General features: G+C 68.6%; 25 protein-coding genes and 1 pseudogene. 10 read left to right on the forward strand and 16 right to left on the reverse strand.

Annotated elements, in window-relative coordinates; all coding sequences use genetic code 11:
- Nucleotides 1–54: 54 nt before the first annotated feature.
- The 4 genes from FXN61_RS01035 (at nucleotide 55) to FXN61_RS01050 (ending at nucleotide 3782) form a co-directional block, all read left to right on the forward strand.
- Nucleotides 55–1218 carry an MFS transporter gene (locus FXN61_RS01035; protein WP_167969356.1) on the forward strand — a complete coding sequence of 388 codons (1164 nt, stop codon included), beginning with the start codon at nucleotides 55–57 and terminating at the stop codon, nucleotides 1216–1218.
- Between the two features lie 82 nt (nucleotides 1219–1300).
- Nucleotides 1301–2263, forward strand: coding sequence for a carboxymuconolactone decarboxylase family protein (locus FXN61_RS01040; protein WP_188134536.1), 963 nt, complete (start codon nucleotides 1301–1303; stop codon nucleotides 2261–2263).
- Nucleotides 2260–2601: a YciI family protein gene (locus FXN61_RS01045; protein WP_167969357.1), complete on the forward strand. Its 342-nt coding sequence runs from the start codon at nucleotides 2260–2262 to the stop codon at nucleotides 2599–2601. Before FXN61_RS01040 ends, FXN61_RS01045 begins: the two co-directional genes overlap by 4 nt.
- Nucleotides 2598–3782 (forward strand): RNA polymerase sigma factor, encoded by a 1185-nt coding sequence (locus FXN61_RS01050; protein WP_167969359.1) that lies wholly within the window; start codon nucleotides 2598–2600, stop codon nucleotides 3780–3782. Before FXN61_RS01045 ends, FXN61_RS01050 begins: the two co-directional genes overlap by 4 nt.
- Here FXN61_RS01050 and FXN61_RS01055 read toward each other — a convergent pair.
- From FXN61_RS01055 to FXN61_RS01065, 3 genes are read right to left on the reverse strand one after another with little or no spacing between them, the layout of a single operon-like run.
- Complete coding sequence (locus FXN61_RS01055; RefSeq protein ID WP_167969361.1) at nucleotides 3772–4395, reverse strand: class I SAM-dependent methyltransferase; 624 nt, start codon at nucleotides 4393–4395, stop codon at nucleotides 3772–3774. The genes FXN61_RS01050 and FXN61_RS01055 overlap by 11 nt on opposite strands.
- Nucleotides 4392–5069: a TetR/AcrR family transcriptional regulator gene (locus tag FXN61_RS01060; RefSeq protein ID WP_167969363.1), complete on the reverse strand. Its 678-nt coding sequence runs from the start codon at nucleotides 5067–5069 to the stop codon at nucleotides 4392–4394. The genes FXN61_RS01055 and FXN61_RS01060 overlap by 4 nt, the downstream gene beginning before the upstream one ends.
- 50 nt (nucleotides 5070–5119) lie before the next feature.
- Entirely contained in the window at nucleotides 5120–5698 is a 579-nt protein-coding gene (locus FXN61_RS01065; RefSeq protein ID WP_312877469.1) for a TetR/AcrR family transcriptional regulator, read from the reverse strand.
- A gap of 89 nt (nucleotides 5699–5787) precedes the next feature.
- On the opposite strand from FXN61_RS01065, the gene FXN61_RS01070 reads away from it, so the two are divergent.
- Nucleotides 5788–6966 (forward strand): cytochrome P450, encoded by a 1179-nt coding sequence (locus tag FXN61_RS01070; RefSeq protein WP_167969365.1) that lies wholly within the window; start codon nucleotides 5788–5790, stop codon nucleotides 6964–6966.
- On the opposite strand, the gene FXN61_RS01075 is transcribed toward FXN61_RS01070, so the two are convergent.
- The 6 genes from FXN61_RS01075 to FXN61_RS01100 form a co-directional block, all read right to left on the reverse strand.
- Complete coding sequence (locus FXN61_RS01075; protein ID WP_167969367.1) at nucleotides 6935–7231, reverse strand: hypothetical protein; 297 nt, start codon at nucleotides 7229–7231, stop codon at nucleotides 6935–6937. The two genes, FXN61_RS01070 and FXN61_RS01075, sit on opposite strands and share 32 nt — an antisense overlap.
- 526 nt (nucleotides 7232–7757) lie before the next feature.
- On the reverse strand, nucleotides 7758–8483 hold the full coding sequence (locus FXN61_RS55020) for an Lrp/AsnC family transcriptional regulator (protein ID WP_167969369.1): 726 nt from the start codon (nucleotides 8481–8483) through the stop codon (nucleotides 7758–7760).
- 58 nt (nucleotides 8484–8541) lie between these two features.
- Complete coding sequence (locus tag FXN61_RS01085; protein ID WP_167969371.1) at nucleotides 8542–9519, reverse strand: MBL fold metallo-hydrolase; 978 nt, start codon at nucleotides 9517–9519, stop codon at nucleotides 8542–8544.
- The gene (locus FXN61_RS01090; protein WP_167969373.1) at nucleotides 9513–10292 is read right to left on the reverse strand and encodes an enoyl-CoA hydratase/isomerase family protein; all 780 of its coding nucleotides are present in this window, start codon (nucleotides 10290–10292) and stop codon (nucleotides 9513–9515) included. Before FXN61_RS01090 ends, FXN61_RS01085 begins: the two co-directional genes overlap by 7 nt.
- Nucleotides 10293–10317: 25 nt before the next feature.
- The gene (locus FXN61_RS01095) at nucleotides 10318–11487 is read right to left on the reverse strand and encodes a pyridoxal phosphate-dependent aminotransferase (protein ID WP_167969374.1); all 1170 of its coding nucleotides are present in this window, start codon (nucleotides 11485–11487) and stop codon (nucleotides 10318–10320) included.
- A 3-nt stretch (nucleotides 11488–11490) separates the two neighbouring features.
- Nucleotides 11491–12789: an MFS transporter gene (locus tag FXN61_RS01100; RefSeq protein WP_312877470.1), complete on the reverse strand. Its 1299-nt coding sequence runs from the start codon at nucleotides 12787–12789 to the stop codon at nucleotides 11491–11493.
- Between the two features lie 111 nt (nucleotides 12790–12900).
- Here FXN61_RS01100 and FXN61_RS01105 point away from each other — a divergent pair, with 111 nt between their 5' ends.
- Complete coding sequence (locus FXN61_RS01105; protein WP_167969375.1) at nucleotides 12901–13353, forward strand: Lrp/AsnC family transcriptional regulator; 453 nt, start codon at nucleotides 12901–12903, stop codon at nucleotides 13351–13353.
- Between the two features lie 45 nt (nucleotides 13354–13398).
- On the opposite strand, the gene FXN61_RS01110 is transcribed toward FXN61_RS01105, so the two are convergent.
- Genes FXN61_RS01110 through iolC form a run of 7 tightly spaced genes read right to left on the reverse strand, consistent with a single transcriptional unit; the run spans nucleotide 13399 to nucleotide 21183 of the window.
- Entirely contained in the window at nucleotides 13399–14388 is a 990-nt protein-coding gene (locus FXN61_RS01110) for a sugar phosphate isomerase/epimerase family protein (protein WP_188134537.1), read from the reverse strand.
- Between the two features lie 14 nt (nucleotides 14389–14402).
- Nucleotides 14403–15263, reverse strand: a complete 861-nt coding sequence (locus tag FXN61_RS01115; RefSeq protein ID WP_167969376.1) for a sugar phosphate isomerase/epimerase family protein — start codon at nucleotides 15261–15263, stop codon at nucleotides 14403–14405.
- A gap of 11 nt (nucleotides 15264–15274) precedes the next feature.
- Nucleotides 15275–16771: a CoA-acylating methylmalonate-semialdehyde dehydrogenase gene (locus FXN61_RS01120; RefSeq protein ID WP_167969377.1), complete on the reverse strand. Its 1497-nt coding sequence runs from the start codon at nucleotides 16769–16771 to the stop codon at nucleotides 15275–15277.
- Nucleotides 16772–16780: 9 nt separating this feature from the next.
- Nucleotides 16781–18637: a 3D-(3,5/4)-trihydroxycyclohexane-1,2-dione acylhydrolase (decyclizing) gene (gene iolD / locus FXN61_RS01125; protein WP_167969378.1), complete on the reverse strand. Its 1857-nt coding sequence runs from the start codon at nucleotides 18635–18637 to the stop codon at nucleotides 16781–16783.
- A complete protein-coding gene (gene iolB, locus FXN61_RS01130; protein WP_167969379.1) occupies nucleotides 18634–19368 on the reverse strand; it encodes a 5-deoxy-glucuronate isomerase in 735 nt (244 codons plus the stop codon). The genes iolD and iolB overlap by 4 nt, the downstream gene beginning before the upstream one ends.
- Nucleotides 19365–20240 carry a Cgl0159 family (beta/alpha)8-fold protein gene (locus FXN61_RS01135; protein ID WP_167969381.1) on the reverse strand — a complete coding sequence of 292 codons (876 nt, stop codon included), beginning with the start codon at nucleotides 20238–20240 and terminating at the stop codon, nucleotides 19365–19367. The genes iolB and FXN61_RS01135 overlap by 4 nt, the downstream gene beginning before the upstream one ends.
- Nucleotides 20227–21183, reverse strand: a complete 957-nt coding sequence (gene iolC, locus FXN61_RS01140; RefSeq protein WP_167969419.1) for a 5-dehydro-2-deoxygluconokinase — start codon at nucleotides 21181–21183, stop codon at nucleotides 20227–20229. Before iolC ends, FXN61_RS01135 begins: the two co-directional genes overlap by 14 nt.
- Before the next feature lie 282 nt (nucleotides 21184–21465).
- Here iolC and FXN61_RS01145 point away from each other — a divergent pair, with 282 nt between their 5' ends.
- The 4 genes and pseudogenes from FXN61_RS01145 to FXN61_RS01160 form a co-directional block, all read left to right on the forward strand.
- Complete coding sequence (locus FXN61_RS01145) at nucleotides 21466–22464, forward strand: sugar ABC transporter substrate-binding protein (RefSeq protein WP_167969383.1); 999 nt, start codon at nucleotides 21466–21468, stop codon at nucleotides 22462–22464.
- 5 nt (nucleotides 22465–22469) lie between these two features.
- Nucleotides 22470–23525 (forward strand): ABC transporter permease, encoded by a 1056-nt coding sequence (locus FXN61_RS01150; RefSeq protein WP_376770559.1) that lies wholly within the window; start codon nucleotides 22470–22472, stop codon nucleotides 23523–23525.
- 4 nt (nucleotides 23526–23529) lie between these two features.
- On the forward strand, nucleotides 23530–24366 hold the full coding sequence (locus FXN61_RS01155; RefSeq protein WP_167969384.1) for an ATP-binding cassette domain-containing protein: 837 nt from the start codon (nucleotides 23530–23532) through the stop codon (nucleotides 24364–24366).
- Nucleotides 24321–25346 (forward strand): annotated as a pseudogene (locus FXN61_RS01160) (ATP-binding cassette domain-containing protein); the annotation flags it as partial. The gene FXN61_RS01155 and the pseudogene FXN61_RS01160, both read left to right, overlap by 46 nt.
- Between the last annotated feature and the right edge of the window lie 43 nt (nucleotides 25347–25389).

Consider the following 25389-nt stretch of genomic DNA (forward strand, 5'->3'; position numbering starts at 1 on the left):
CGAAAAATGGACACCCTGATCACTCGTCACTCTGCCCAAAGACGCATCCTGACAGTGCTCGTCGCAGCCCAGATCCTCAGCGGCGCCGGCCTGGCCGCGGGCATCACCGTCGGCGCGCTGCTCGCCCAGGACATGCTCGGCGCCACCAGCGCGGCAGGTTTACCCGCGGCACTGTTCACCATCGGCTCCGCCCTCGCGGCTCTGCTGATCGCCCGCGTCTCCAGCCTGCGCGGCAGACGCGCCGGTCTCGCCGGCGGCTACCTCACCGGCGCCGTGGGTGCGCTCGGCGTCGTCATCGCTGCCGCCACCGATAACGCCGTTCTGCTGTTCGTCGCGTTGTTCGTCTACGGCGCGGGCAGCGCGACCAACCTCCAAGCCCGCTACGCCGGCGCCGACCTCGCCGCCCCGCAACGCCGAGGACGCGCGGTGAGCACGGTGCTCGTCGCCACCACGCTCGGCGCGGTGCTCGGACCCAACCTCGTCACGGCGACCGGCGAACTGGCCACGAGCTGGCACGTCCCGGCGCTCGCTGGACCGTTCATCCTCGCGGTCTTCGCCTACACCGCGGCCGCCATCGTGCTGTGGGTACTGCTGCGACCCGATCCACTTCTCACCGCCAGGTCCCTGCCCGCGATCCCCGTGGCCAGCCGCGACTCCCGCGGCGACGCGCGGCTGCTGCTGATCGGCACGACCACCATGGTGGTCATCCAGCTGGTGATGATCGCGATCATGACCATGACCCCGGTGCACATGCGCCTGCACGGTCACGGCCTCGCGGCCACCGGGTTCGTCATCGCCGTGCACGTGGCCGGCATGTACCTGCCCTCACCGCTCAGCGGCTGGCTCGTGGACAGGATCGGCAGGTTGCCCGTCGTCGCCGCCTCCGGAATCACCCTGCTCGCGGCCGGGCTGGTGGCAGGGCTCGCACCGGCCGAGTCCACTCCGTTGCTGACCCTCGCGCTCGGGCTGCTCGGGCTGGGCTGGAACCTCGGGCTGGTCAGCGGGACCGCGCTCATCACCGACGCCGTGCCGCTCGAAACCCGCGCCACCGTGCAGGGCCGCATCGACATGGCCATCGCCGTAGCCGGTGCGACCGGTGGCATGGCCTCCGGTTTCGTCGTCGCGAGCAGCAGCTACCCCGCCTTGTCGTTCGCGGGCGGCATCATCGCGCTCGCTCTCGTGCCGCTGGTCGTCGTCCGTCCCCGGCTCAAGGTCTGACTTTCTGACCGGGCGTGTCGAGTTCTGGTGGGGTTCGATCGTCTTCTACTGGATGGGATGAGCGATCTGGCGGAGGTGTGTGATGCGACTCGACGTGCTGGACCATGGGCACCGGCTGCGCGTCCGGCTGTTCTTCTCCTTCGCGGAGCTGACCTCGCGGGTGCCGATGTCCGACGTGCCGAAGACGTTGCTGTACCGGCCGGAGTTCCTCGGCGCGCCGCTGCTCGACCTGTCCGCCGAGATGATGCGCGGCCCGTCGTTCTGGACCGCCGGTGAGCGCGAGTACATGGCGATGTTCACCGCCCAGCTGCTGCGGTGCCCGTTCTGCATCGAGAGCCACACCGAGATGACCAGGATCGCCTCGGACGGTGAGATCGACGCGGCCGATCCCGGCTCGGCGCGTCCCGAGCTCACCGCGGTCCTGGCCCTGCTGGAGACGGTCACCACCGCGCCGGACGATGTGAGCGCGGCCGACGTCCCGCAGGGTGTTGGGCGCGAGGCGGTGCTGGACGCGCTGCACGTCAACCTCGTCTGGAACATCGTCAACCGCCTGGCCAACGCGTTTGGCTTCCAGCTGCACTCCGAGGAGCAACTCGCCAAGGGAACCCAGTCGCTGCACCGCTTCGGCTACCGCTTTCCCGGCTTCCTCACCGGCGGCACCAGTGGCGCCGCAACCGGTGATCGTCACGAACGGCTGGTCACCAACCTGCGCACGGCGGTGTTCGACTCACCCGGCAAGACCGACCCCGCGGCACGCCGCGCCGCCGCCGGCGGTGATCCTGCCGACGCGCCGTGGGCGGCCTACGCCGCGAAGGTCCGCGACTCGTCGTACCGGGTAGCCGACACCGACATCGCCGATCTGAAAGCCTCCGGGCTCAGCGAGGACGAGATCTTCGAGATCACCGCCGCCGCGGCCGTCGGCGCCGCGCTGCGCAGCTCGACGCGGACGTCGCGCCGTCCCGCAACGCTGATGGAAATTCCTCGCGGCCGATGTCGTGGCAGGCTCGGCGCCGATCGTCTTCTGGTCAGGAGGTGTCGAGCATGAAGTACGTGCTGATGTTCTGCGAGACCGAGCAGTGGGAGAAGGACTGGGAGGCGATGGACCAGGCCGAGCGTGACGCGGGCTTCGCCAAGGTCCAGCAGTGGATGGCCGAGCACGCGGACAAGATCACGCACAACCGCAAGCTCGCCGGCCCGGAGACCGCGACCACCGTGCGGCTGGAGAACGGCGAGCCGATCGTCACCGACGGCCCGTTCATCGAGGGCAAGGAAGTGGTCAGCGGCTACGTCGAGGTCGAGGTCGCCGACCTCGACGAGGCGCTGCGCATGGCCAGGACCTGGCCCGCCTGCCCGCTGGTGGAAATCCGACCGGTCTTGATGTGACCTCACCGGACGCGGTACTGGCCCGCGTGGTACGTGAGCACGCGGGCCGGCTGGCCGCGTCGCTGGTGTCGCTGCTGGGCGACTTCTCCGCCGCCGAGGACCTCGTCGCCGACGCGGTGGAGACGGCGCTGCGCCGCTGGCCGGTCGAAGGCGTGCCCGACCGTCCGGACGCGTGGCTGTTCACCGTCGCCAAGAACCGCGGGCTGGACGTGCTGCGCCGCCAGGCCCGTTACCGGGAGAAGCTCGCCCAGCTGCAGTGGCCCGTGCAGCCCGAGCCGGACGACCGGCTGCGGCTGATCTTCACCTGCTGCCACCCCGCGTTGTCCCGCGAGGCGCAGATCGCGCTGACGTTGCGGGTGGTGTGCGGGCTGACCACCGCGCAGATCGCCCGCGCGTTCCTCGTGCCGGAAACCACGGTGGCGCAACGGTTGACCCGCGCCAAACGCAAGATCACCGACGCGGGCATCCCCTACCGGATTCCCGCACCCGAGGAACTCGGCGAGCGGCTCGCTCAGGTGCTGCACGTGGTCTACCTGATGTTCAACGAGGGCTACCTGTCCAGCAGCGCGGACCGCGTGCAGTCACACGACCTCGTGGCCGACGCTGACTGGCTCGCCTTGTTGTTGCATGCGCTGATGCCGCGCGAGCCCGAGATCGCCGGACTGCTCGCCCTGATCCGACTGCACCGCGCCCGCGCGCACGCCCGCTTCTCCCCCGATGGCAACCTCGTGCAGCTGCAGGATCAGGACCGGTCACGGTGGGACCACCAGATGATCGGCGAGGCCGTGGAGTTGTTGACCCGCGCTGCCCGCCATCGCCGACCAGGCCCGTATCAACTCCAGGCGGCGATCGTCGCGTGCCACGCGGAGGCAAAGTCCTGGGAGGACACCGACTGGCCGCAGATCGTGATCCTCTACGACATGCTGCTGTGCCTCTCGCCGTCCCCGGTGACCCGGCTGCACCGCGCGATCGCGCTCCGGTACGCCGCCAGCGCGGAGAAAGCGTTGGCCGAGCTGGATTCCCTCGGCCTGGACCGCTACCACCTCTACCATGCCACGCGCGCTGAACTACTCCGCGACCTCGGCCGCGACGACGAGGCACGCGAGGCAGATCAGCGCGCGTTGGAGCTGACCGTCAACCCCGCCGAGCAGGCACTGCTGGAACAGCGGCTCAGGCCTTGACCGCCGCCACCCGCTCGACCATGCCGAGCTTGAGCCGTTCCTGCCGCTGCACCACGAAACCGGCCTGCTCCACCAACGGCAACGGCCGCCGGGTCTGGTAGTCGCCGCACATCCGCACGCTCAGCTTCTCCAGCAGCGACTGTACGAAGTGGACGACACGGTGCTGGCTGCCCACGTGGTCGAGCAACAGCAGCTTCCCACCAGGCCGCAGCACGCGGTGCATCTCCGCGATCGCCGCGCGCTCGTCCGGAACACCGCACAGGCCGAGCGTGCAGACCACGGTGTCGAACGACTCGTCCGGGAACGGCAACGCCTGCGCGTCTCCCTCGCACAACTCGACTTCACGCCCGAGCTCGGCCGCGCGAGTGCGGGCGATGCCCAGCATGGCCGGACTGAGGTCCAGACCGGTCAGCCTGACGTCCGCCGGGTAATGCGGGAGGTTGAGGCCGGTACCGATCGCCACCTCCAGCACGTCACCGGTCGCCTGCGGGCACACCCATTCGCGGCCGCCGCTGAACTGGATGCGTTCGAAGAACCCGATGTCGCGGTCGTAGCGCGGCGCGTAACGATCCCACACCTCACGGAGACCTTCGTTGCTGAGCTTCTTGCTCATGTCGATGACCCTTCCGGCAGCAGTCCACGCGTGAGCAGGCCTGCCAGCGTGGATGGAACGGCAGCGGTGTCCTGAGGCTCTTGCCGGGCGGGATCCCAGTGCAGGTGCACCGCCCACAACACGCAGGTCTCCAAGATCGTGCGAGCGACCAGCGGCGCTGGTCCGGGCAGCCGCAACGCCTTGCGCCGCTGGAGATACTCGGTCAGCACCACAACGAGACCCGAGCGGCCCTGGCCGAACCAGACGTCGGCCAGCTCCGGCAACTCGGGGGCGCAGCGGTCGACCAGCTTGATGCTGACCCGATGCCGGGACAGCATCTCGTACAGGTTCGTGATGATCTCGCTCAGCTCCACAGCGAGCGGGCCACGCCGTCGTTTCGACAACGCCTCGACCAGCCGCAACTGCTCGACCTCGCCCCGCAGCCGCTCGGCCACCATCGCGGCCAGCTCGCCATCCGCGGGCGCACGGACCGGCAGGTCGGTCACCTCGGGCAGCGGCTCCACACCGTCGGCAAACCGCAGCGCGGCCCCGAGCAGCGCGTCCTTGTTCTCGACGTAGCCGTAGACGGTGCCCTTCGCCACCCCCAGCGCGTCGGCGACGTCCTGCATCTGGGTCCGTTGAAAGCCCTGCGCGATGAACGTCTCGGCCGCAGCTGAGACGAGCTTCGGAAACATGTCCGCTGAACGAGTGCGTGGCACCCGCCCAGCATAAATGACCGACCGGGTCAGTCAACACTGTTTGCCGCCCGGATGGCACTGTGCACCACCAAGGCGATGCGATCAGCGGCCTGATCCGGATCGGGCTGACCGGCGTCGAGCCAGGCGATCACAGCCTCGAGGGTGACTGTCGGCACGTACTGCACCGCCCAGTCCAGCCATGGACCTTCCGGAATCACCGCGGCCAGCTCGCGCCGGGTGACCTCCGCCGACATCGCACGGATTCCGTCGACCACGTCGCGGAAGTCCGGCTCTCGCGCGGCATGCCTGAACAGCAACCGGAACCCGTCCGGATCTTCGGCGGCAGCGCGCAGCAGCGCAGAGATGCTGCCCTCGTCGAAGTCACTGGAGCCGACCGTTGCCTCAAGCCGGGCACACGCCCTGTCGAGCACAGCTCTGTACAGGTCGGCCTTCGAGTCGAAGTGCCGGTACAACAACACAGAGGTGACCCCGGCTTCGGCTGTCACTCCGTCAAGTCCGGTCGCCACGTATCCGGTACGGGCGAACGCGCGGGTCGCGGCGTCCAAGATCTGCTCTCGTCGTTGAGCACGCGGCATGCGCCGCACGTTCTGAGGGCCCGCCGCCACTGTTACCTCCACTTGTTTAGATCAGACTAAACAAGTAGCTTTGTTTAAGTCAACTTATACAAGATGACTTGAACAAGGGGGCACACGTCATGGTTTCTCCTGCTCAACTGCCGTTCGAGCAGCCCCAGCCGCTGCAGGTTCCTCCGCGACTGCGCGTACTTCAGTCCCAGGGCGCGGTCCACCGGGTCCGCACCGCGGTGGGCCACGACGCGTGGCTGGTCACCGACTACGCCCACGTGCGCGAGCTACTCGGCGACGACCGGCTCGGCAGATCGCACCCTGACCCGCAGAACGCGGCACGCACCGGCGAATCCGCCCTGTTCGGCGGCCCGCTGGGAGACTTCGTCACCGAGCACGCCGACCACGCCCGCATGCGCGCACTGCTGCAACCACACTTCTCCCCCAAACACATGCGCGCACTGCGTCCCCGCATCGACGCACTGACCGCACAACTGCTCGATCAACTGGCCACCTCAGAGACTCCAGCCGACCTGCACGCCGCGGTCGCGGTCCCGCTGCCGATCCTCGTGATCTGCGAGCTGCTCGGCGTGCCCTACGACGACCGCGACCAGTTCCGCGCCTGGACCGAGGCCGCTGCGAACATCAACGACCGCAGCATCTCCGAACAAGGTCTCGGCAACCTGTTCGGCTACGGCATGCGCCTCGTTGAGGCCAAGCGGCAAGAGCCGGGCGACGACGTGATCTCACGCCTGTGCGCGACCGACGGCGTCTCCACCGAGGAAGCCGCCATGCTTTCCATGGCACTGCTGTTCGCCGGCCACGAGACGACCGTGGTCCAGATCGGCATGGGCACGCTGCTCCTGTTGGCCAACCCCGATCAATGGAACGCCCTGCACGACGACCCCGGCCTCACCCCGAACGCCGTCGAGGAGATCCTTCGCGCGCCCGGCAAGGGCGGCGGCGGGATCCCCCGCTACGCCCGCACCGACATGGAGATCGACGGCGTCGGCATCAGCGTCGGCGACCTCGTCCTGCTCGACAACGGCGCCGCCAACCACGACCCGGCCGTCTTCGCCGAGCCGGACCGCGTCGACATCACCCGCCAGGCCGCCCACCTCACCTTCGGGCACGGCCTGCGCTACTGCATCGGCGCCCCACTGGCCCGCATGGAACTGCAAGCCGTGTTCTCCCAACTGATCTCATGCTTCCCCACCATGCGCCTGGCCGTTCCCGCGGAGGGCCTGACGGTCCGGAAAGACGTGCTGACCGGTGGGCTTACCGCACTTCCGGTGACGTGGGACCGCTGACTTCCCGCAGGGTGCGCTCGTGCTCCTCACGATCGAGGATCTCCCATGTTGCCTGGCCCATGGCGAGGACGCCGCGGGAAGGCAGGGCGACGCCGCCGATCATCGGGTTGTCCTTCAAGCGGACCGCGGTTCCGAGGTCGGCTCCCTCGAAGGTCGCGTGCGAGTCGTCGACGTAGTACATCCGCTCGGGCATGAGCTTTCCGTTGTGGCCGCAGGGCATGACTCCGGCCATCTTGAGGTGTCCCATGCCCAGTGACTGGGCCATGCGCTCGCGGGCGCGAACCAGCCGATCGGCCCGGCACCGCTCGTCAGCCCGACTAAGTACGCGGCACTCCCAAGCGCAGCACGAGACTCAGAACGTTGCCGACACGTCCTTCGAAATCCCCTGCCTGCGAGCCCGAAAAGGGCCCAAGAACCCTGACCTGCGACGACACCGACTGACACCGGGCGGCAGGCGATGCTTCCGGATCCTGCATGTGACGTGCGGTAACGGCACTCGCTGGCATTACCCGAGACCTCCACCAGGGTCGACCCGAGGACTCTTAATCAGCGGGTCCGGGGTTCAAGTCCCTGGCGGTGCACTCCGAAGAAGCAGGTCGAGATTCGTCTCGACCTGCTTCTTTGCTTTTCCGCACTCATTCTCCGGCCCCTCTTCAGGTGAACAAGCGGTCGAGGTCGCGCACGGACCCTGCTGAACGCGGCCACGACACGAGCGTGCCGGGCGCGGTGAGAGCCGGTGGCGCGGCCCGGCAGGAGTCGGCTCTTGCTGTCACGCGGCCCGAACAGCCGCACTACGCGAGCCGGACACCGTCGCGGGGCAGCCAGGAGCGGGTCAGTACGCGGAGGACGGCCGAGATGTGGACGGCCTTGATGCCGTCGAACGAGGCCAGGTCGCCGGTGAGCAGGTTCGCCAAGTGCTCCTCGTCGCGGAACGCCCCGTAGTAGATCGCCGAAGGCGTACCGGCCACTGTGGACACGAAGCGCGCGGTGGGATGACGGCCGAGTTCGGTGGCGATGCCGGTGATCGAGCGCAGCTCGGTCGTCAGCGAGATCACCGCCTCCAGCGGAAACCCGAGCACCGCCGGTTCGATCTCCACGCGTGGTGTCACGATGCCGTGCTCCAGCAGGTACTGGGTGATCCGGTAGGCGGTGGACTGGCTCAACTCCAGGCGCCGGGCGATGTCGGCGGCGCTGGCGCGCCCGTCCTGCTGCATCATGCGCGCCACCCGCAGTTCATCGTCGCCGAGCCGCACCCCTGCGACGCCCTGGACGGCCGGGCTCTCCGCACGCAACCGGGCTTCCTGCTCAGGAGTGAGCCGGCCGAGCCGCCAGGTGGCCGCAGAGGCATAGGAGCGCAGCGCGATGTCGGCACGAGTGGACACGATCCCGGGAATACCTCCCACGCGTTCGGTGATCAGCTCCGCGGTCTGGTCACGTGCGGCTGGTTGCAAGACGCCGTACACGTCGGCCTGGCCGGAGGTGATCGCGACGAACTCCGCTTCCGGTAGCACCGACACGGCGCGCGCCACCTCCGCGGCCGCACCGGGCCGGGCGGGTGCGGGTGGCCATCATCCGTTATGGACGGTCGGAGGCGGCCGCCGCCTGCCATCTTCGAGGGAACGGCATCTGCAGCGTTTGTGGTGCAATCGGCGCGTGTTCGGCGGCAGCGTGCAAGCGGTTGTCACGCAGGACGATTGCGCCGCTGCGGAGCATCGTGTCGACCAGTTCGACGGCGAGGGCCTCGGACGTCCTGCCCAGCAACCGTGCCGCGTCGGTCAGCCACGCTCGGGCGTGCAGATAGCTCTCGACCTCGTCGGCGGGAATGCCGTCGCGGATCATCAGTGCGAACGCGAAAATGCGGCGTGCGCCGTACCAGACCGCGCCGGCCGGGTCAGCTACGAGACGCTCGGCTCGACGCAGCGCGGTGACGAACGCCGCGCCGGGGTCGGCGGGGATCGGCCCGTGCGAAGGCAGCAGCACGCGCGGGGCGAGGTCGGCCAGCCGATGCAGGGACGCGAGTGCGGTGGTGGCCGCGTCAGGCCCGTCGAGCGCGAGGTTCACCCAGCCTACGTCGTAGTCCGACAGTGCGTCTCCGACCACGAGCAGGCGCTCCTCCGGTTGCCACAGCGACAGGTGGCCGGGCGTGTGCCCCGGCGTGGCGACAACCTCCCAGTCGGCGTCACCGAGCCGGAGAATCTGCCCGTCGTGCAGTGGTGTGTCGACGGTGTACGGGGCGACCGGCTGGTCGAGATACTCCGCCGCGCAGCAGCCGGGGTCGCGCCGGGCGAGTGCCTGTGCGTCCGGAGTAGCGGCGGCGATCGCGGCGCCCGTCGACTGCAGGCGCGCGTTTCCGCCGACGTGGTCGGAGTGCCAGTGGGTGTTCACGACCAAACTGAGGCGCGCGGTGTGTGCGCGAACCCACTCGAAGGTCTCCTCGGCGTGGCCCACGAAGCCACTGTCCACAAGGGCCGGTTGTCGGCCGTGCAGCAACAGCAGGTTGGCGTCGGGAAACGGTCTGCGCCACCACGTCGCCCAAGCGGGTAGCGCTACCACGATGCCGGCGAGCCTTTCAGCTGCTGCCAGTAGCGGCGGTGCGCGTGCCGGGCCTGGTCGCTGGTCATGCCGTCGGGCAGCTCGTCGTCGAGCGGGTCGGCGAGTTCGGCGATGTCGCGCAGGGCGGCGGCCTGGCACGCCCGTTTGGTGAACGCGTACTGACCGAGGCAGTCCTCGGGGGTCAGCTCCGCGATCGCAACCGCCCGGTCCAGCAACTCGTCGGCCGGTGCCAGGTCGTGCACCATGCCCAACGCGTGCGCCTGTGCCGGGGAGAAGGTCTCGCCGAGCAGACAGGTGCGGGCCGCGATCGGTTCGCCCCAGGCGTAGGCGAGCATCCGGACGTACACCGCGGGCATCGGGATCCCGATCGGCACTTCGTTGAGCCCGAACCGCGCATGGTCGGCGACGGCCACTCGGTGGTCGCACACGGCGGCGGTGATCAGGCCGCCGGCGAACGCGTGCCCGTTCACCGCGGCCACCGTCGGACGCGGATAGGTGAACAGGCGCATGTTCGTGGCCCGATACTCGCGGAACCAGGACGCGACGGCCGCGCGGTCCCCGGCGAAGAGCGGGAAGTGCTCGCCCAGGTCGAGTCCGGCGGAGAACCTGGCGCCGGTGCCGGTCAGCACTACCGGGGACTCTGCGTGGTCGCGTTCGAGCCGGTCGAACGCGTCGTGCAGGTCGGCGAAGAACGCGCGGTTCTGAGCGTTGACCGGGTTGGTCGTCATCGTCACCACAGCGACGCGCCCGCGCCGCTCGATCGTCCAGCTCATCGGAGTCCCTCCATCTCGAACGGGATCAGTGCAGGGTGGCCATGAACTTCCCCAGCCGCGCGATTCCCTCCTCGAGAACGCCCGGTGACGCCGCATAGGACAGTCGTACATGGGTTTCGGCGGTGTGCCGGCCGAAATCCCTGCCCGGGGTGAGGGCGACGTGCGCCTCGGCCAGCGCCCTCTCGCAGAACTGCCACGAGCTGAGTCCGGTGTGGCTGACGTCGAAGTAGACGTAGAACGCGCCATCGGGCGGGACCGGGACCGGTAGTCCGATCCGCGCCAGACCGTCCAGGACGAGGGCGCGCCGCTCGGCGAACTCGACCCTGCGCTGTTCGCAGACTGCCAGCGACTCGGGTGTGAAACACGCGAGCGCGGCGTGCTGAGCGGGTGTGGATGGGCAGAGGAAGTAGTTCTGCGCCAAGCGTTCCAGCACAGGCACCAGTTCCTCCGGGACGACGCACCATCCGAGTCTCCAGCCGGTCATGCCGAAGTACTTCGAGAAGCTGTTGACCACGAAGGCGTCCGGATCGGTCGACAGCACGCTGCGCGGTGGCCCGCCCTGGTGATCGCTCAGATCGAGGTAGATCTCGTCGACAATGCGCCACGCGCCACGGTCTCGGGCGAACGCGCAGATCGCCGCGAGCTCGGCCGCCAGCACGGAGGTGCCCGTCGGGTTCGACGGGGTGGCGATCATGACGCCGCGGGTCCGGTCCGTCCAATGCGACCGCACCGATGCCGAGTCCAACTGGAACCGGGTGTCGGCTGTGGTGGGCACGAGCGTGACGCGTGCACCGAAACTCTCGACGATCTGGCGGTTGCACGGGTACGACGGATCCCCGATGACCACCTCGTCGCCCTCGTCGACGAGGGCCGCCGCGGCCAGCACCAAGGCGGCCGAGGCGCCTGCGGTCACGACAACCCTGGCCGGGTCGACCTCGACCCCATGCACCTCTCGGTAGAACCCGGCGATCGCCTGCCTCAACGCGGGCAGCCCGAGCGCCGCCGTGTACGGCATGGGCGTTCCGTCCATGAGCCCGCCCATCGCGTTCAGCACGGCAGGGGGCGCTCCGAAGTCCGGTTCGCCGATGCTGAGTTTGACGACGTGGTGCCCCTGGGACTCCAGTGTCGCGGCCCGCTTGCCGAACTCCATCGCGTAGAACGGGGCGACCGCCTGCGCACGGCGCGAAATCCTCACTGTTCAGACCTTTCGTTCACGCGGATCAGCGGTTTCCGGTCGTGCGGCGGGGAGGAGGAACAGGCTGGCTGCGGCCACGAAGCACAGTGTGGCGGCGGTGATCCAGGCGGCCAGGTAGCTGCCTGAGCTTTCCCTGGCCAGACCGGCTGCCATCGCTCCCGCCCCGGCGCCGATCATGTGGGCGGCGAACACCCAGCCGAAGACGGTGGTGGCACGCTGCGGGCCGAAGTACTGCCGGCAGAGCGCGACGGTGGGTGGAACGGTGGCCACCCAGTCCAGGCCGTAGAACACGATGAAGATCCACAGGGACGGCTGCACCGAGGGGCCGAGCAGGCTGTGCACGGTCAGCAGCGACACTCCGCGAAACCCGTAGTACGCGACCAACAGGATCCACGGGCGCACGCGGTCGGTCAGCCATCCGGAGGCGACGGTGCCGATCACGTCGAAGATGCCGATCAGCGCCAGCAGTTCGGCGGCGGTGCCGGCGGGCATGCCGTGGTCGTGCGCGGCGGGCAGGAAATGGGTCTGGATCAGGCCGTTGGTGGACCAGCCGCACACGGCGAAGGTGAGCGCCAGAATCCAGAACGCACGGGACCGCATCGCCTCACGCAGCACGTCCAAGGTCTCCGCCACTGCGTTGCGCGTCACCGGAGGCGGTTCGACCGCGGGCACCGCAGCGTCGGCGCCGTAGGGTGCGAGCCCGACCTCGGTGGGGCTGTTGGCGAACGGCCAGAACAGCAGGGGGATGATTGCCACGGCGAAGACCGCCACCAGCAGCGACGCGGCGCGCCAGCCGTGGTGCTCGGTCAGGTGGACGATGGCGGGCAGGAAGGCCAGCTGGCCACAGGCGTTGGCGGCGGAGAAGATCCCCATGACCAGCCCGCGGTGACGGGCGAACCAGCGGTTGGCCACCGACGCACCGAAGACCAGGGCCATCACACCGGTGCCCGCCCCGACGAAACCTCCCCACAGCACCCACAACTGCCAGACCTCGGTCATCACCGCGGTCAGTCCGCTTCCGGCGGCCACGAAGGCCAGCGCAAGAGCGATCACCACGCGCGGCCGCAACCGCTCGAGCAACACCGCGGCGAACGGGGCCACCAGGCCGTAGACGACGAGGTTGAGCGTCACCGCTCCGGACAGCTGGGCGCGGCTCCACCCGAACTCCGTCTCGATGGGCTCGAACAGAGCGCCGGTCGTGGAGCGGAAGGCCGCCGCCGCGACCAGCGCCAGCAGGGTCACGGCAGCCACCAGCCAGGCGCGATGAAGACGCGGCCGGTTTCGCTGGACGGTGGTGATCACGTGGTCTTCTCTCTCGCGGGTTGCGCTTCCGCGGGAAGACTATGTTCGTTTCACCCGAAGATGTTTCCAACTTCTACCCAGAGGCGCTGCTTTCGGGGCAATATCTTCTTCATGGACGCCCTTGACCGGAAGATTCTTACCGAGCTTCAGCAGGACGGGCGGTTGACCGTGACCGATCTGGCCGCGCGGGTGAGGCTGAGCGTCTCCCCATGCCATCGGCGCCTCCGCGACCTGGAGAAGTCCGGCGCGATCCGCGGCTACCGCGCGGTCGTCGACCCGGCCGTCGTCGGGCTGAACTTCGAGGCGCTGGTGTTCGTCACACTGCGCTGGGAGGACCGCGACACCATCACGGACTTCGAAGAGGCGGTGGCCGCAATCCCCCAGGTGACCCAGGCTCAACGCCTCTTCGGCGAGCCCGACTACCTCCTGCGCGTCGTCACGACCGACCTGAACTCGTACCAGCAGCTCTACGACCAGCGGCTGGCGACGCTGCCAGGCGTCCAGCGGCTGACGTCCACATTGGTCATGAAGCACGTCGTCAACGACCGTCCCCTTCCCGAGTAGCAGCGCCTGGTGTGGACTCACGTCGTCCACACCAGGCCCGGCGTTCTACCCGGCGGCCGCCTTGAGGGTGGTGGCAGCGACCTCGAGGCCTTCCAGTTGGCCGAGTTCGGCGTCCTCGTGCTCGATGTTGACCGCCATGTCGGGGTCGACCTTCGCCAGGGCGCTCAGGAACCTGGCCCAGTACTCCTGGTCGTGGCCACGACCGACGGCGACGAAGTCCCAGGTGGAGTCCGCCGGCCAGCGGTTGAGCGTGTAGCGCCCACCCAGGCCGATCGGGTTCTCCTCGGCGGGGATGCGGGTGTGCCGGTCGTCCAGGACTCCGTTCACCTTGGCGGCGTCGTTGATCCGGGTGTCCTTCGCGGCCGCGTGGAACACCAGGTCGCCGAGATGCTCGATCGCTGCGATCGGGTCGATGCCCTGCCAGAACAGGTGGCTGGGGTCCATCTCAGCGCCGATGTTGGTCGCGGCCGTCCGTTCTACCAGGCGCTGCAACGTGGCCGGGTTGAACACCAGGTTGTGCGGGTGCATCTCAATGCACAGCCTCACGCCGTGCTCGCTTGCCAGTGCGTCCATGTCGCGCCAGAAGGGGATGGCGACCTCGTTCCACTGGTACTCCAGGGAGTCGAGGTAGGCGCTGTCCCATGGGATGACGTTCCACGCGGGCACGGTGCCACCGGCGTGCGCGGCGGGCAGGCCCGACATGCACACGATCCGGGTCACGCCGAGCAGTCCGGCGACCTTGATCGAGCGGCGCAGGTCGTCGGCGTCGGCCAGACCGACCTCGGGATCGGGGTGCAGCGGATTGCCGTTGCAGTTCAACCCCGTCAGCTCCACGCCGGTCTCGGCGAACACGCTCAGGTACTCGTCCTTGTCGACCTCGCCGCTGAGCAGTCCGTCCACCGGCAGGTGCGGCGTGGGGATGAACCCGCCGGAGTTGATCTCGGCGCCAGCCAGGCCGAGTGACTTGATCACCTCCAGCGCCTCGCGCAGTGGCCGGTCGTGCAGGACCGCCGTGTAGACACCCAGTTTCACCATCTTGCACAGTCCTTTCAGGCGGCCAGTTCCTTGGTGACGCGTTCGAACATGAACTTGCTGGACTCGATCGCGCGCTCCTCCCACGCGAACACGCACACGGTGGCGACGCCGTCGAACTTCAGGTCGCGCAGCGTGCCGAAGAACTCGTCCCAGTCGACCTCGCCCTGGCCGATGTCCAGGTGCTGGTGGATGCGCGCGGGCGTGCCGGGCGGGTTGAGGATGTAGCGCAGGCCCGAGGAGCCCTTGTGGTTGAAGGAATCCGCGATGTGCAGGTGCTGGAGTTTGCTGCCCGCGTACCGCATCATCTCGGCGATGTTCGCAGCGCCGTCAGACAGGTGGAACGTGTGCGGCGCGCAGTACAGGTAGTTCACCCACGGCTTGTTGATGGCGCGCACCAGGTCCACAGCAGGGTTGTTGAGCTCGCAGAAGTCGTCCGGGTGCGCCTCGAGGTTCAGCGCGATGCCCTCGCGTTCGAAGACAGGGAGCAGTTCGTCCATCGAGCGCCAGAACGCGGCCTCGCTCTCGGCGGCACGTTCGGGCCTGCCGTTGAACTCGGAGTTCATCAGCCGCACGTCCAGCTCGACGGCGACCTCGATCATCCGCCGCCAGTAGCGCACCGCGGCCTGTCGTTCGTCCTCGTCGGGGCTGGACCACTTGTAGAGCGGCAGGATGCTCGACAGCCGCACGCCGGTCTCGGCGAGCGCCCGCTTCAGTTCCGCCACCTTCTCGTCGTCGGCGCGCGGGTGCAGGAAGAACGGCATGAACTCGTCGCGAGGCGACAGTTCGACGTACTCATAACCGATGTCGGCGACGGTGCGCAGCATCTCGGCCATCGGCAGCTTGCGCAGCATGTACGGATCGAGCGCGATCTTCATGATGAGCCCTCTCACGTGCTCGTGGGGAAGTGGAACGCCGCCTCGACGGACCGTTCGACGTGCGGCCAGCGGCTGGTGACGACCTTGGGCCGCGTGTAGAACCGAACCCCTTCGGCGCCGTGGATCGCGCTGTCGCCGATGAGCGAGTCCTTCCATCCGCCGAACGAGTAGTAGGACATCGGCACCGGGATGGGGACGTTGACGCCGATCATGCCGACGGTGACGTCGCGCTGGAACCGCCTCGCCGCGCCACCGTCACCCGTGAAGATCGCCGTGCCATTGCCGTACGGGTTGGCGTTGACGAGAGCGATGGCCTCGTCGAGATCGGCGGCGCGCACGATCACCAGCACAGGCCCGAAGATCTCCTGCTGGTAGGCGTCCATGTCCGGGCCGACCCGATCCAGAATGGACGGTCCGACGAAGAAGCCCTGCTCGTGGCCGTCGACCTTCAGGCCACGCCCGTCGACGACGACAACAGCGCCCTGGTCGGCGGCCGTGGCGATCGCTCCTTCCACCCGCTCCTGGGCTGCCCTGGTGACCAGCGGCCCCATCTCGCTGTCCGGCCGGTGACCGGGCCCCACCCTGATCTGGCCCGCCTTTTGTTTGAGAACGTCGACCAGCGCGTCGGCGGCGTCACCGACGGCGACCGCCACCGAGATCGCCATGCACCGCTGGCCCGCCGAGCCGAACGCCGCGGCGGTGAGGTGGTTGGCCGCGAACTCCAGGTCCGCGTCGGGCAGCACCACCGCGTGGTTCTTCGCGCCGCCCAACGCCTGTACCCGCTTGCCGGACGCAGTGCCGCGCTCATGCACGTACCTCGCGATCGGCGTGGAGCCGACGAACGAGACCGCGGAGATGTCCGGGTGGTCGAGGATCGCGTCCACCGCGACCTTGTCGCCGTGCACCACGTTGAACACGCCCGGAGGCAGACCAGCCTCCGTGTACAGCTCGGCAACGAAGTTGGACGCTGACGGGTCGCGTTCGCTGGGCTTGAGAACGAACGTGTTGCCGGTCGCGATGGCGATCGGGTGCATCCAGAGCGGCACCATGATCGGGAAGTTGAACGGCGTGATGCCCGCGACAACCCCCAGGGGCTGCCGGAAGTTGTGGACGTCCACGTCGCGGGAGACCTGGTCCGAGAAGCCGCCCCGCAGTGCGTCGGCGATGCCGCAGGCGTACTCGACGACCTCGCGGCCGCGCACGATCTCGCCGCGTGCGTCGTCGATCACCTTGCCGTGTTCGGACGAGATGAGCCGAGCCAAAGTCTCCTCGTGCTCGACGAGCAGCTCGCGGAGCTTGAACATCACCCGCATCCGTTGCGAGAGCGAGGAGTTGCGCCACGACTCGAACGCGCCCGACGCCGCGGCCACCGCTTGGTCCACATCGGAGGATTCGGCGAGCAGCACCGACGCCTGCTGCCGTCCGGTGGCCGGGTCGAACACGGGTGAGGTACGAGTCGAGGCCGCCATCGTCGGGACCCCGTTGATCCAGTGCTTGATGGTCGTCATGGGTTTCCCTCACAGGTAGTGGCGCTGGGCCCGTTTGCGGGCGGCGTAGGTCTCGTAGGCGGTGCGGGTGGAGTCGAGCTCCGACACCTCGCTCACCGGCACGTCCCACCACGCCGAGCCCGGCGGGTTGGGTGCGAGCAGATCGGTCTCGACGTGGATGACGGTGGTGCGGTCATTCGCCCTGGCCTTGGCGAGCGCGGCAGTGAACTCGTCCAGAGTGGACGCGCGCAACACCGCGGCGCCGAGGCTTTCGGCATTGGCGGCCAGATCCACGGGCAGGACCGCGCCGTCGAGGAGGCCGGAATTCTGGTCGCGGAAGCGGTACTGCGTCCCGAACCGCTGGGAGCCGAGTGATTCCGAGAGGGCGCCGATCGAGGCGAAGCCGTGGTTCTGCACCAGGACGATGACGACCTTGAGTCCTTCGGAGACCATCGTGACGATCTCGGAGGACATCATCAGGTAGGAGCCGTCACCGACCAGGACCACGACTTCCCGGGACGGGTCGGCCATCTTCGCGCCGACACCCGCGGCGACCTCGTAGCCCATGCAGGAGTAGGCGTACTCGACGTGGTAGGCCTTGGGATCCCTGGCACGCCACAACATCTGCAGGTCGCCCGGCATCGAGCCGGCGGCGTTGATCACCACGTCGCGGTCGTCGAGGAAGTCGTTGAGCGCGCCCAGGATCTCCGTCTGCGCGGGCAACGGCCGGTGGCCGAGTGTGAAGCACTGCCGGGTCGTGTCCTGCCACTGCTGGGCGAGCGTCCGCGTGCGCTCGCGGTAGGCGTCGTCGACCTGCCAGCCCTGCAGGGCCTCGGTGAGCGCTTCGATGCCCAGGCGGGCGTCGGCGAGCAGCATCTCGGCCGAGTGCTTGGCCGCGTCCAGCCGGGCGACGTTGAGGTTGACGAACGTGACGTCCGGGTTGCCGAACACCGTGTGGCTGGCGGTGGTGAAGTCGCTGTACCGGGTACCGATGCCGAGCACCACGTCTGTGTCCTCGGCCAGGGCATTGGCGGCCGCGGTGCCGGTCGAGCCTATGCCGCCCACGGCGCACGGGTGGTCCCACGGGACGGCACCTTTGCCGGCATGCGTGTCGGCGACCGGGATTCCGGTGGCCTCGGCGAACGTCCGGAGCTGTTCGGCGGCCCCTGAGTAGACCACTCCCCCGCCCGCGATGATCAGCGGTGCCTTGGCCGAACTCAGCAACGCCGCGGCCCGCCGCACCGCCGAGGTCTCCGGCACCGGGCGGCCCACTCGCCAGACCCGGCGCCGGAAGAAGTCGACGGGCCAGTCGTGCGCCTCCGCCTGCACGTCCTGCGGCAACGCCAGCGTGACCGCGCCCGTCTCGACCGGGTCGGTCAGCACCCGCATCGCGGCCAGCGCGGCCGGGATCAGCTGCTCGGGGCGGGTGATCCGGTCGAAGTACTTCGACACCGGCCGGAAGGCGTCGTTCACGGTCACGTCGCCGGTTCGCGTGTCCTCCAGCTGTTGGAGCACCGGATCGGGACCACGGCTCGCGAACATGTCGCTGGGCAGCAACAGAACCGGAATCCGGTTGGTGGTCGCGAGTGCCGCGCCGGTGATCATGTTGGTCGATCCCGGCCCCGTCGACGCGGTGCAGGCGAAGGTCTGCAACCGGTCGCGCATCTTGGCGAACGCGACGGCTGCGTGCACCATGCCCTGCTCGTTGCGCGCCAGGTAGTACGGCAGCTCGTCACTCTGCTGGAGCAGCGCCTGCCCGAGCCCAGCGACGTTGCCGTGCCCGAAGATGCCCCACACGCCGGGGATCAGCCGCTGCTCGACGCCGTCGCGTTCGGAGTACTGGTTGGCCAGGAACCGCACCAGCGCCTGCGCCACGGTGAGTCTCATCGCGTCCCTCCGAACGGCAGCCGCGGGTCGACCGGCTGCGACTTCCAGGTGTCGCGCACCCACGCGTGCGCCGGGTCGTCACAGATCTCCCAGGCCCTGGGGCCGGGACCAGCCATGACGTTCAGGTAGTAGAGGTCGTAGCCGGGCGCGGCCATCGACGGCCCGTGCCAGCCGTGCGGGATCAGCACGACATCGCCGGTCCGCACCTCCGCGAGCACGTCGGTGGAGCCGTACACCCGCTGGTAGGCCATTCCGCCGCGGACGACCTCGAAGTAGTAGATCTCCTCGATGCCGTCGTGCCGGTGCGGCGGGTACGACGACCAGTTGCCGCCGGGGGTCAGCACCTCGCAGACCATGAGCTTGTCCGCCTCGAACGTTCCCGGCATGCAGTAGTTGTGCACCTGACGGGAGCAGGTCCCGGCTCCGCGCAACTCGACCGGAACCGCCTCCGCCGGCCCGTACCTGGCAGGCAGCCTCCGCCCGGCTGTGGCCGAGGGCAGCGCGATCCGGCCACGGCCGGTCACCGTCGCCTTGGCATCCCTTGGCAGGTAAGCGAAATCGGTGACCCCGTCGAACACGTCACCACGACCGGTCAGCTCGAACCGCTCACCGTCCACGGTGACCACGCAGGCACCGGACAGGGGCAGCACGAGCATCTCGGTGTCCCCGGTGGTGATCGTCTCGGCGCCGTCCAGTTCCAGGACCCGCAGCCGCGCGTGTCGCATGGTCATAGCAGTCCCACCGCGGTGTCCACGGCCTTCGACACGTCCCCGTCGTGCGGGTACAGCAGCGACCGTCCGACCACGAGCCCCTGCACGGTGGGCAGCGCCAACGCCTTGCGCCACGCGGCGAACGCGGCATCGGGGTCCGTCACGTCGCCGCCGAGCAGCAACGCGGGCAGCGTGGCGGCGGCCAGCACTCGCTCCATGTCGTCGACGACCGGAAGCTTCAACCAGGTGTGGGCGGAGGTGCGGCCCAGTCCGGACGCGATCGTGATCGACCTGATCACCGCGTCCGGGCTGAGGTCGTTGCGCAGCCGCCCGTCTGCCCAGCGGGACAGGAACGGCTCCACCATCGCCACGAGCCCGCGCCCGGCCAGGTCGTCGACCGCTCGGGCGGTGTTCTCCAGCATCGCCGGGGTGGCCGAGTCCTCGAGTGCGATACGGGTGAGCATCTTGCCGCCGTCGAAGCCCATCCGCTCGATCTGCTCGGCGTCGTAGCAGGCGAACCGGTCGTCGATCTCGAACACCGACCCGGCGAGGCCCGTGCGGTTCATCGAACCGAACACGGTCTTGCCCTCGAGCGCTCCGAGCAGCAGCAGGTCCTCGAGCACGTCCGCGGTCGCAAGCACCCCGGTGACACCAGGACGCTCCAGCGCCAGGCACAGCCGTTCCAGCAGCCTGCCGCGGTCGGCCATCGCCAGCGGGTCATCCCCCACGCCGTTGGCGCCGCGCGCGGGGTGGTCCGCCGCGATGATCATCATTCGCCCGTGGTCGCCGAGCGGAGACGCCGGACGCCTGCGGCGAGCCGCCGCTTCGGTGATCGCCCCGGGATCGGTCACCCTCGTGGTCACGATCCGGCGCACCAGCTCAGCCGTTCTCACGGAGCTTCTCCTCCACCTGTGCGCGAGTGGGCATCGCGTCGGAGCACGCCAGCTGGCCCGCCACGATCGCGCCTGCCGCATTGGCGAACCTGATGATCCGCTCGGTGTCCCAGCCGGAGAGCAACCCGAGGCACAGCGCGCCACCGAACGCGTCGCCCGCGCCGAGCCCGTTCACGACGTCGACCGGCAGCGGCGGTACCTCGACCTCGCCGGAGTCGTCGAGCGCGAGTACGCCCGCCGGCCCCTGTTTCACGACGGCAAGGCTGATTCCCTTGGCGCGCAAGGCTTTCGCGGCTTCCCGAGGGTCGCGCACACCGACCGCGTTGTCGCACTCGTCGAGGTTGCCGACCGCGACGGTCACGTGGTCCAGCGCCTCGCCGACGTACGACCGCGCCTGCTCCCGCGAGGACCAGAACATCGGGCGGTAGTCCAGGTCGAGCACCGTGATCCCGGCCCGGTCCCGCGCTCGCAGCGCGGCCAGTGTCGCCGAGCGGCTCGGCTCCTGACACAAGCCGGTCACCGTGACCCAGAGGATCCGCGCCGACCTGATCGCGTCGAGATCCAGTTCGTCGGCCCTGATGTCGAGGTCGGGAGCCTTGGGGAAGCGGTAGAAGTACAGCGGGAAGTCGTCCGGCGGGAAGATCTCGCAGAACGTCACCGGCGTCGGCAGGCCCGGTGACGTTCCGACGTGGCCCGTGTGCACGCCGAACCCCGCCAGCGCGGTGCGGACGAAGCGGCCGAAGGGATCGGCGCCGGTCTTGGTCACCAGGGCCGAGCTCAGGCCGTACCGGGCGGCCGCGACCGCGACGTTGGCCGAACTGCCGCCGAGGTACTTCCCGAACGCCGTCACGTCCTCCAGGCCGACACCGACCTCCAGCGGATAGACGTCCACCCCGGCCCTGCCCATCGTGAGCAGGTCGAACACTGCGCGAGCGGAGCGCATCCCAGTCACGCGCACACCTCCTCGTGGCTCGGACTGTCACGTGCAACTAGCACGATCTACCCGCCGTACTATGCGGCCGGACGCAGCTCAGCGCAAGGCTTGACAACCCCTGTGACGGGAGCCATAGTGACCCCACTAGATCGTGCTAGTAGCACGAGTGAGGACCAGCTCCCCACTGGTCGATCGGCTGGCCGATCGGCATCTGACCGCACGAACTCGCGATGACTTCGTAGCGCCGACCCTTCGCCATTACCGCCTGATGCACGAAGAGGTGCACGCACCATGAAGAAGAACCGCGCACTGACCGCTCTCGCCGTTGCGGCCGCTGCTCTGCTGACCATCTCGGGATGCAGCAGCAGCGGCGGCAAACAAACCCAGGAACAGGGCGGCTCCAACGGTGCCGGACAGGCGAACACGCCCCGGATGAAGATCATGGTGATCCACCACGCGCCGCCGGGAGACACGTTCTGGGACATCATCCGCAAGGGTGCGGAGGCCGCCGCAGCCAAGGACAACGTCGAACTGGTCTACGCCGGCAGTATCCAGGCCCCCGAGCAGGCCAACCTGGTGCAGAACGCGATCGACCAGAAGGTCGACGGGATCGCGGTGACGCTCGCCGCGCCCGACGCGATGGCCGCTGTCGTCAAGAAGGCCAAGGACGCCGGAATCCCACTGGTCGGCTTCAACGCCGGCGTGGACCGCTGGAAGAGCATGGGCCTGCTGTCCTTCTTCGGGCAGGACGAGAGCATCGCCGGCCAGGCGTTCGGCAACCGACTCAACGAGGCGGGTGCCAAGAAGGCGCTCTGCGTGATCCAGGAGCAGGGCCAGGTCCAGCTGGAGGCCCGCTGCGCCGGTGTGAAGCAGACGTTCAAGGGCACCAGCGAAGTGCTGTACGTCAACGGTCAGGACATGCCGTCGGTGCAGTCGACGATCCAGGCGAAGCTGCGCCAGGACACCAGCGTCGACTACGTGGCGACGCTGGGCGCGCCGATCGCGCTCGCCGCGGTCAAGTCCGTGGCCGACGCGAGCAGCTCCGCGAAGGTCGCGACCTTCGACACCAACAAGGAACTGGTGCAGGCGATCAAGGACGGCTCCATCCAGTTCGCCGTCGACCAGCAGCCGTACCTGCAGGGCTACCTCGCGGTCGACACGCTGTGGCTGCGCAAGACCAACGGCAACTTCCCCGGCGGTGGTGAACAACCGGTGCTGACCGGCCCCGCGTTCATCACCAAGGACAACGTCGACGCGGTCGCCCAGTTCGCGGCCAAGGGCACGCGGTGAGCCCAGTGACACAGGCACTCGACGCACCCGCGGCCCAGGGCACCGACCGGCACGCACAGCTCACGCGCCGGTCGGCGGGCCGGAGGTTCCTGACCCGCCCGGAAGTCGGCTCCCTGGTCGGCGCGATCGCCGTGTTCGTGATGTTCTTCGCCGTAGCCGAACCGTTCCGGGCCGCCGCGTCGTTGTCGACGGTGCTCTACGCGAGCTCCACGATCGGGATCATGACGGTCGGCGTGGCGCTGCTGATGATCGGCGGGGAGTTCGACCTCTCCGCCGGCGTCGGCGTGACCACGTCCGCGTTGGCCGCGGGCATGTTCAGCTTCCAGTTCAGCACCAACGTGTGGGTCGGCGTGCTGGTCGCGCTGGTCGTCTCGCTGGCCGTCGGCTTCGTCAACGGGTACGTGCTGGTGCGTACCGGGTTGCCGAGCTTTCTCGTCACGCTCGCGACGTTCCTGATGTTGCAGGGCCTCAACATCGCGATCACCAAGCTGATCACCGGCGGCGTGGCGTCGGACTCGATCTCCGACATGGACGGGTTCGGCCAGGCCCAGGCGATCTTCGCCTCGGCGGTCACCATCGGCGGGATCTCGGTGAAGATCACCGTGTTCTGGTGGCTGCTGTTCGTCGCGATCGCGACGTGGGTCCTGCTGCGGACCAGGATCGGCAACTGGATCTTCGCCGTCGGTGGGCAGTCCGACAGCGCGAGGGCGGTCGGCGTTCCGGTGAACCGCACGAAGATCGGCCTGTTCATGACGGTCGGCTTCCTGGCGTGGTTCACCGGCATGCACACCCTGTTCGCGTTCAACACCGTCCAATCCGGACAGGGTGCGACCAACGAGTTGATCTACATCGCGGCGGCCGTCGTCGGCGGCTGCCTGCTCACCGGCGGGTACGGCTCCGCGATCGGCGGGGCCATCGGTGCCTTCATCTTCGGCATGACCACCCAGGGCATCGTCTACGCCAACTGGGACCCGGACTGGCTGAAGTTCTTCATCGGCGCCACTTTGCTCGCCGCGACCCTGCTCAACATGTGGGTCCGAACCCGCGCCGCCAGGAGGTGACGACATGACCAGCAACACTGATGGCGTCGCGGTTGTCGAGCTGGACGGCGTCGGCAAGAACTACGGGAACATCTGCGCACTGAGCGGCGTCAGCCTCGCGGTCGAGGCATCGGAGGTGACGTGCATCCTCGGTGACAACGGCGCCGGGAAGTCCACGCTCATCAAGGTGATCTCCGGTCTGCACTCCTACGACGAGGGCCGTTACCTCGTCGACGGCGAGCAGGTGCGGTTCACCTCGCCGAGGGACGCGCTGAACCGCGGGATCGCCACCGTGTACCAGGATCTCGCGGTCGTGCCGCTGATGTCGGTGTGGCGCAACTTCTTCCTCGGCTCGGAGGTCACGAAGGGCACCGGGCCGTGGCGCAGGCTGGACGTCACGGCCATGCGCGAGACCGCCGACGCCGAACTGCGGAAGATGGGCATCGACCTGCCCGACATCGACCAGCCGATCGGCACGCTCTCCGGTGGCCAGCGCCAGTGCGTCGCGATCGCCCGCGCCATCCACTTCGGCGCGCGCGTGCTGATTCTCGACGAACCCACTGCAGCGCTCGGCGTCAAGCAGGCGGGCGTGGTGCTGAAGTACGTCGCCGCCGCCCGTGACGCCGGGCTCGGCGTCATCCTCATCACGCACAACCCGCACCACGCCTTCATGGTCGGCGACCACTTCGTCGTGCTGCGGCAGGGCCAAGTGGAGCTCAACGCTGCCCGGCGCGACCTCACGCTCGACGCGCTGACCCTGCACATGGCCGGTGGCGCGGAGCTCGAGGAGCTCCGACACGAGCTCGACCGGCTGGAAGCTACCTCGACGTCCCCGGCAAGCGCTGGCTGGAAGAACGGCTGAAAGCCACCGACAAGGCCGTGCTGGTCGTCAGCCACGACCGCGAGCTGCTGTCCAACGCCGCGACGCACGTCATCACGGTCGAGGCGCACTCCGCGTGGACGCACCCCGGCTCGTTCGCGACGTGGCACGCCGCCCGCGCGAAACGCATCGAGAAGCTCCTGGAAGATCATCGCCGCTGGAACGAGGAGCACGAGCGCCTCAAGGAGCTCGTCAGGACGCTCCAGCAGCAGGCGAAGTACTACGAGTCGATGGCGCCGAAGTACCGGGTCATGTGCGGGCGGCTGGAACGGTTCGAGGCCGCCGGTCCGCCACCGGAGATCCCGGCCGACGAGAAGGTCACCCCTCGTTTGAAGGGCGGCCGCACCGGCGTTCGCGCGATCACGTGCGAGGACCTGGAGCTCACCGGGCTGATGAAGCCGTTCTCTCAGGAGATCTTCTTCGGCGACCGGGTCGCGGTGCTGGGCTCGAACGGCTCCGGCAAGAGCCACTTCCTGCGGCTGCTCGGCGGCGATCAGGTGAACACGACCGGCGCGTGGAGGCTCGGCGCCCGCGTCGTGCCGGGCCTGTTCGCGCAGACTCACGAGCACCCGGAGTGGATCGGCCGCACGCTCGTGGACATCCTCTGGCACGGCGATGACCAACGCTCCGGCAAGGACCGGGGCGCCGCGATGTCCGTGCTGAAGCGCTACGGCCTCGACAAGGCGGGAGACCAGCGGTTCGAGAACCTGTCAGGCGGGCAGCAGGCGCGGTTCCAGATCCTCCTGCTGGAGCTGTCCGGGTCGACGTTGCTGCTGCTCGACGAGCCGACGGACAATCTCGACCTCGCGTCGGCGGAGGCGCTGCAGAACGCGTTGAACGACTTCGAGGGCACGGTCGTGGCGGTCACGCACGACCGATGGTTCGCCAAGTCGTTCGACCGGTTCCTGCACTTCCGGGCGGACGGTAAAGTGTCCGAAGTGGACGAACCGGTCTGGACGTAGTTTTCACCCGAATGAGCCCCTTCTGGGACTGAAAACAAGCCCT

This window comes from Lentzea indica (assembly GCF_012184385.1).
GTDB lineage: Bacteria > Actinomycetota > Actinomycetes > Mycobacteriales > Pseudonocardiaceae > Lentzea > Lentzea indica.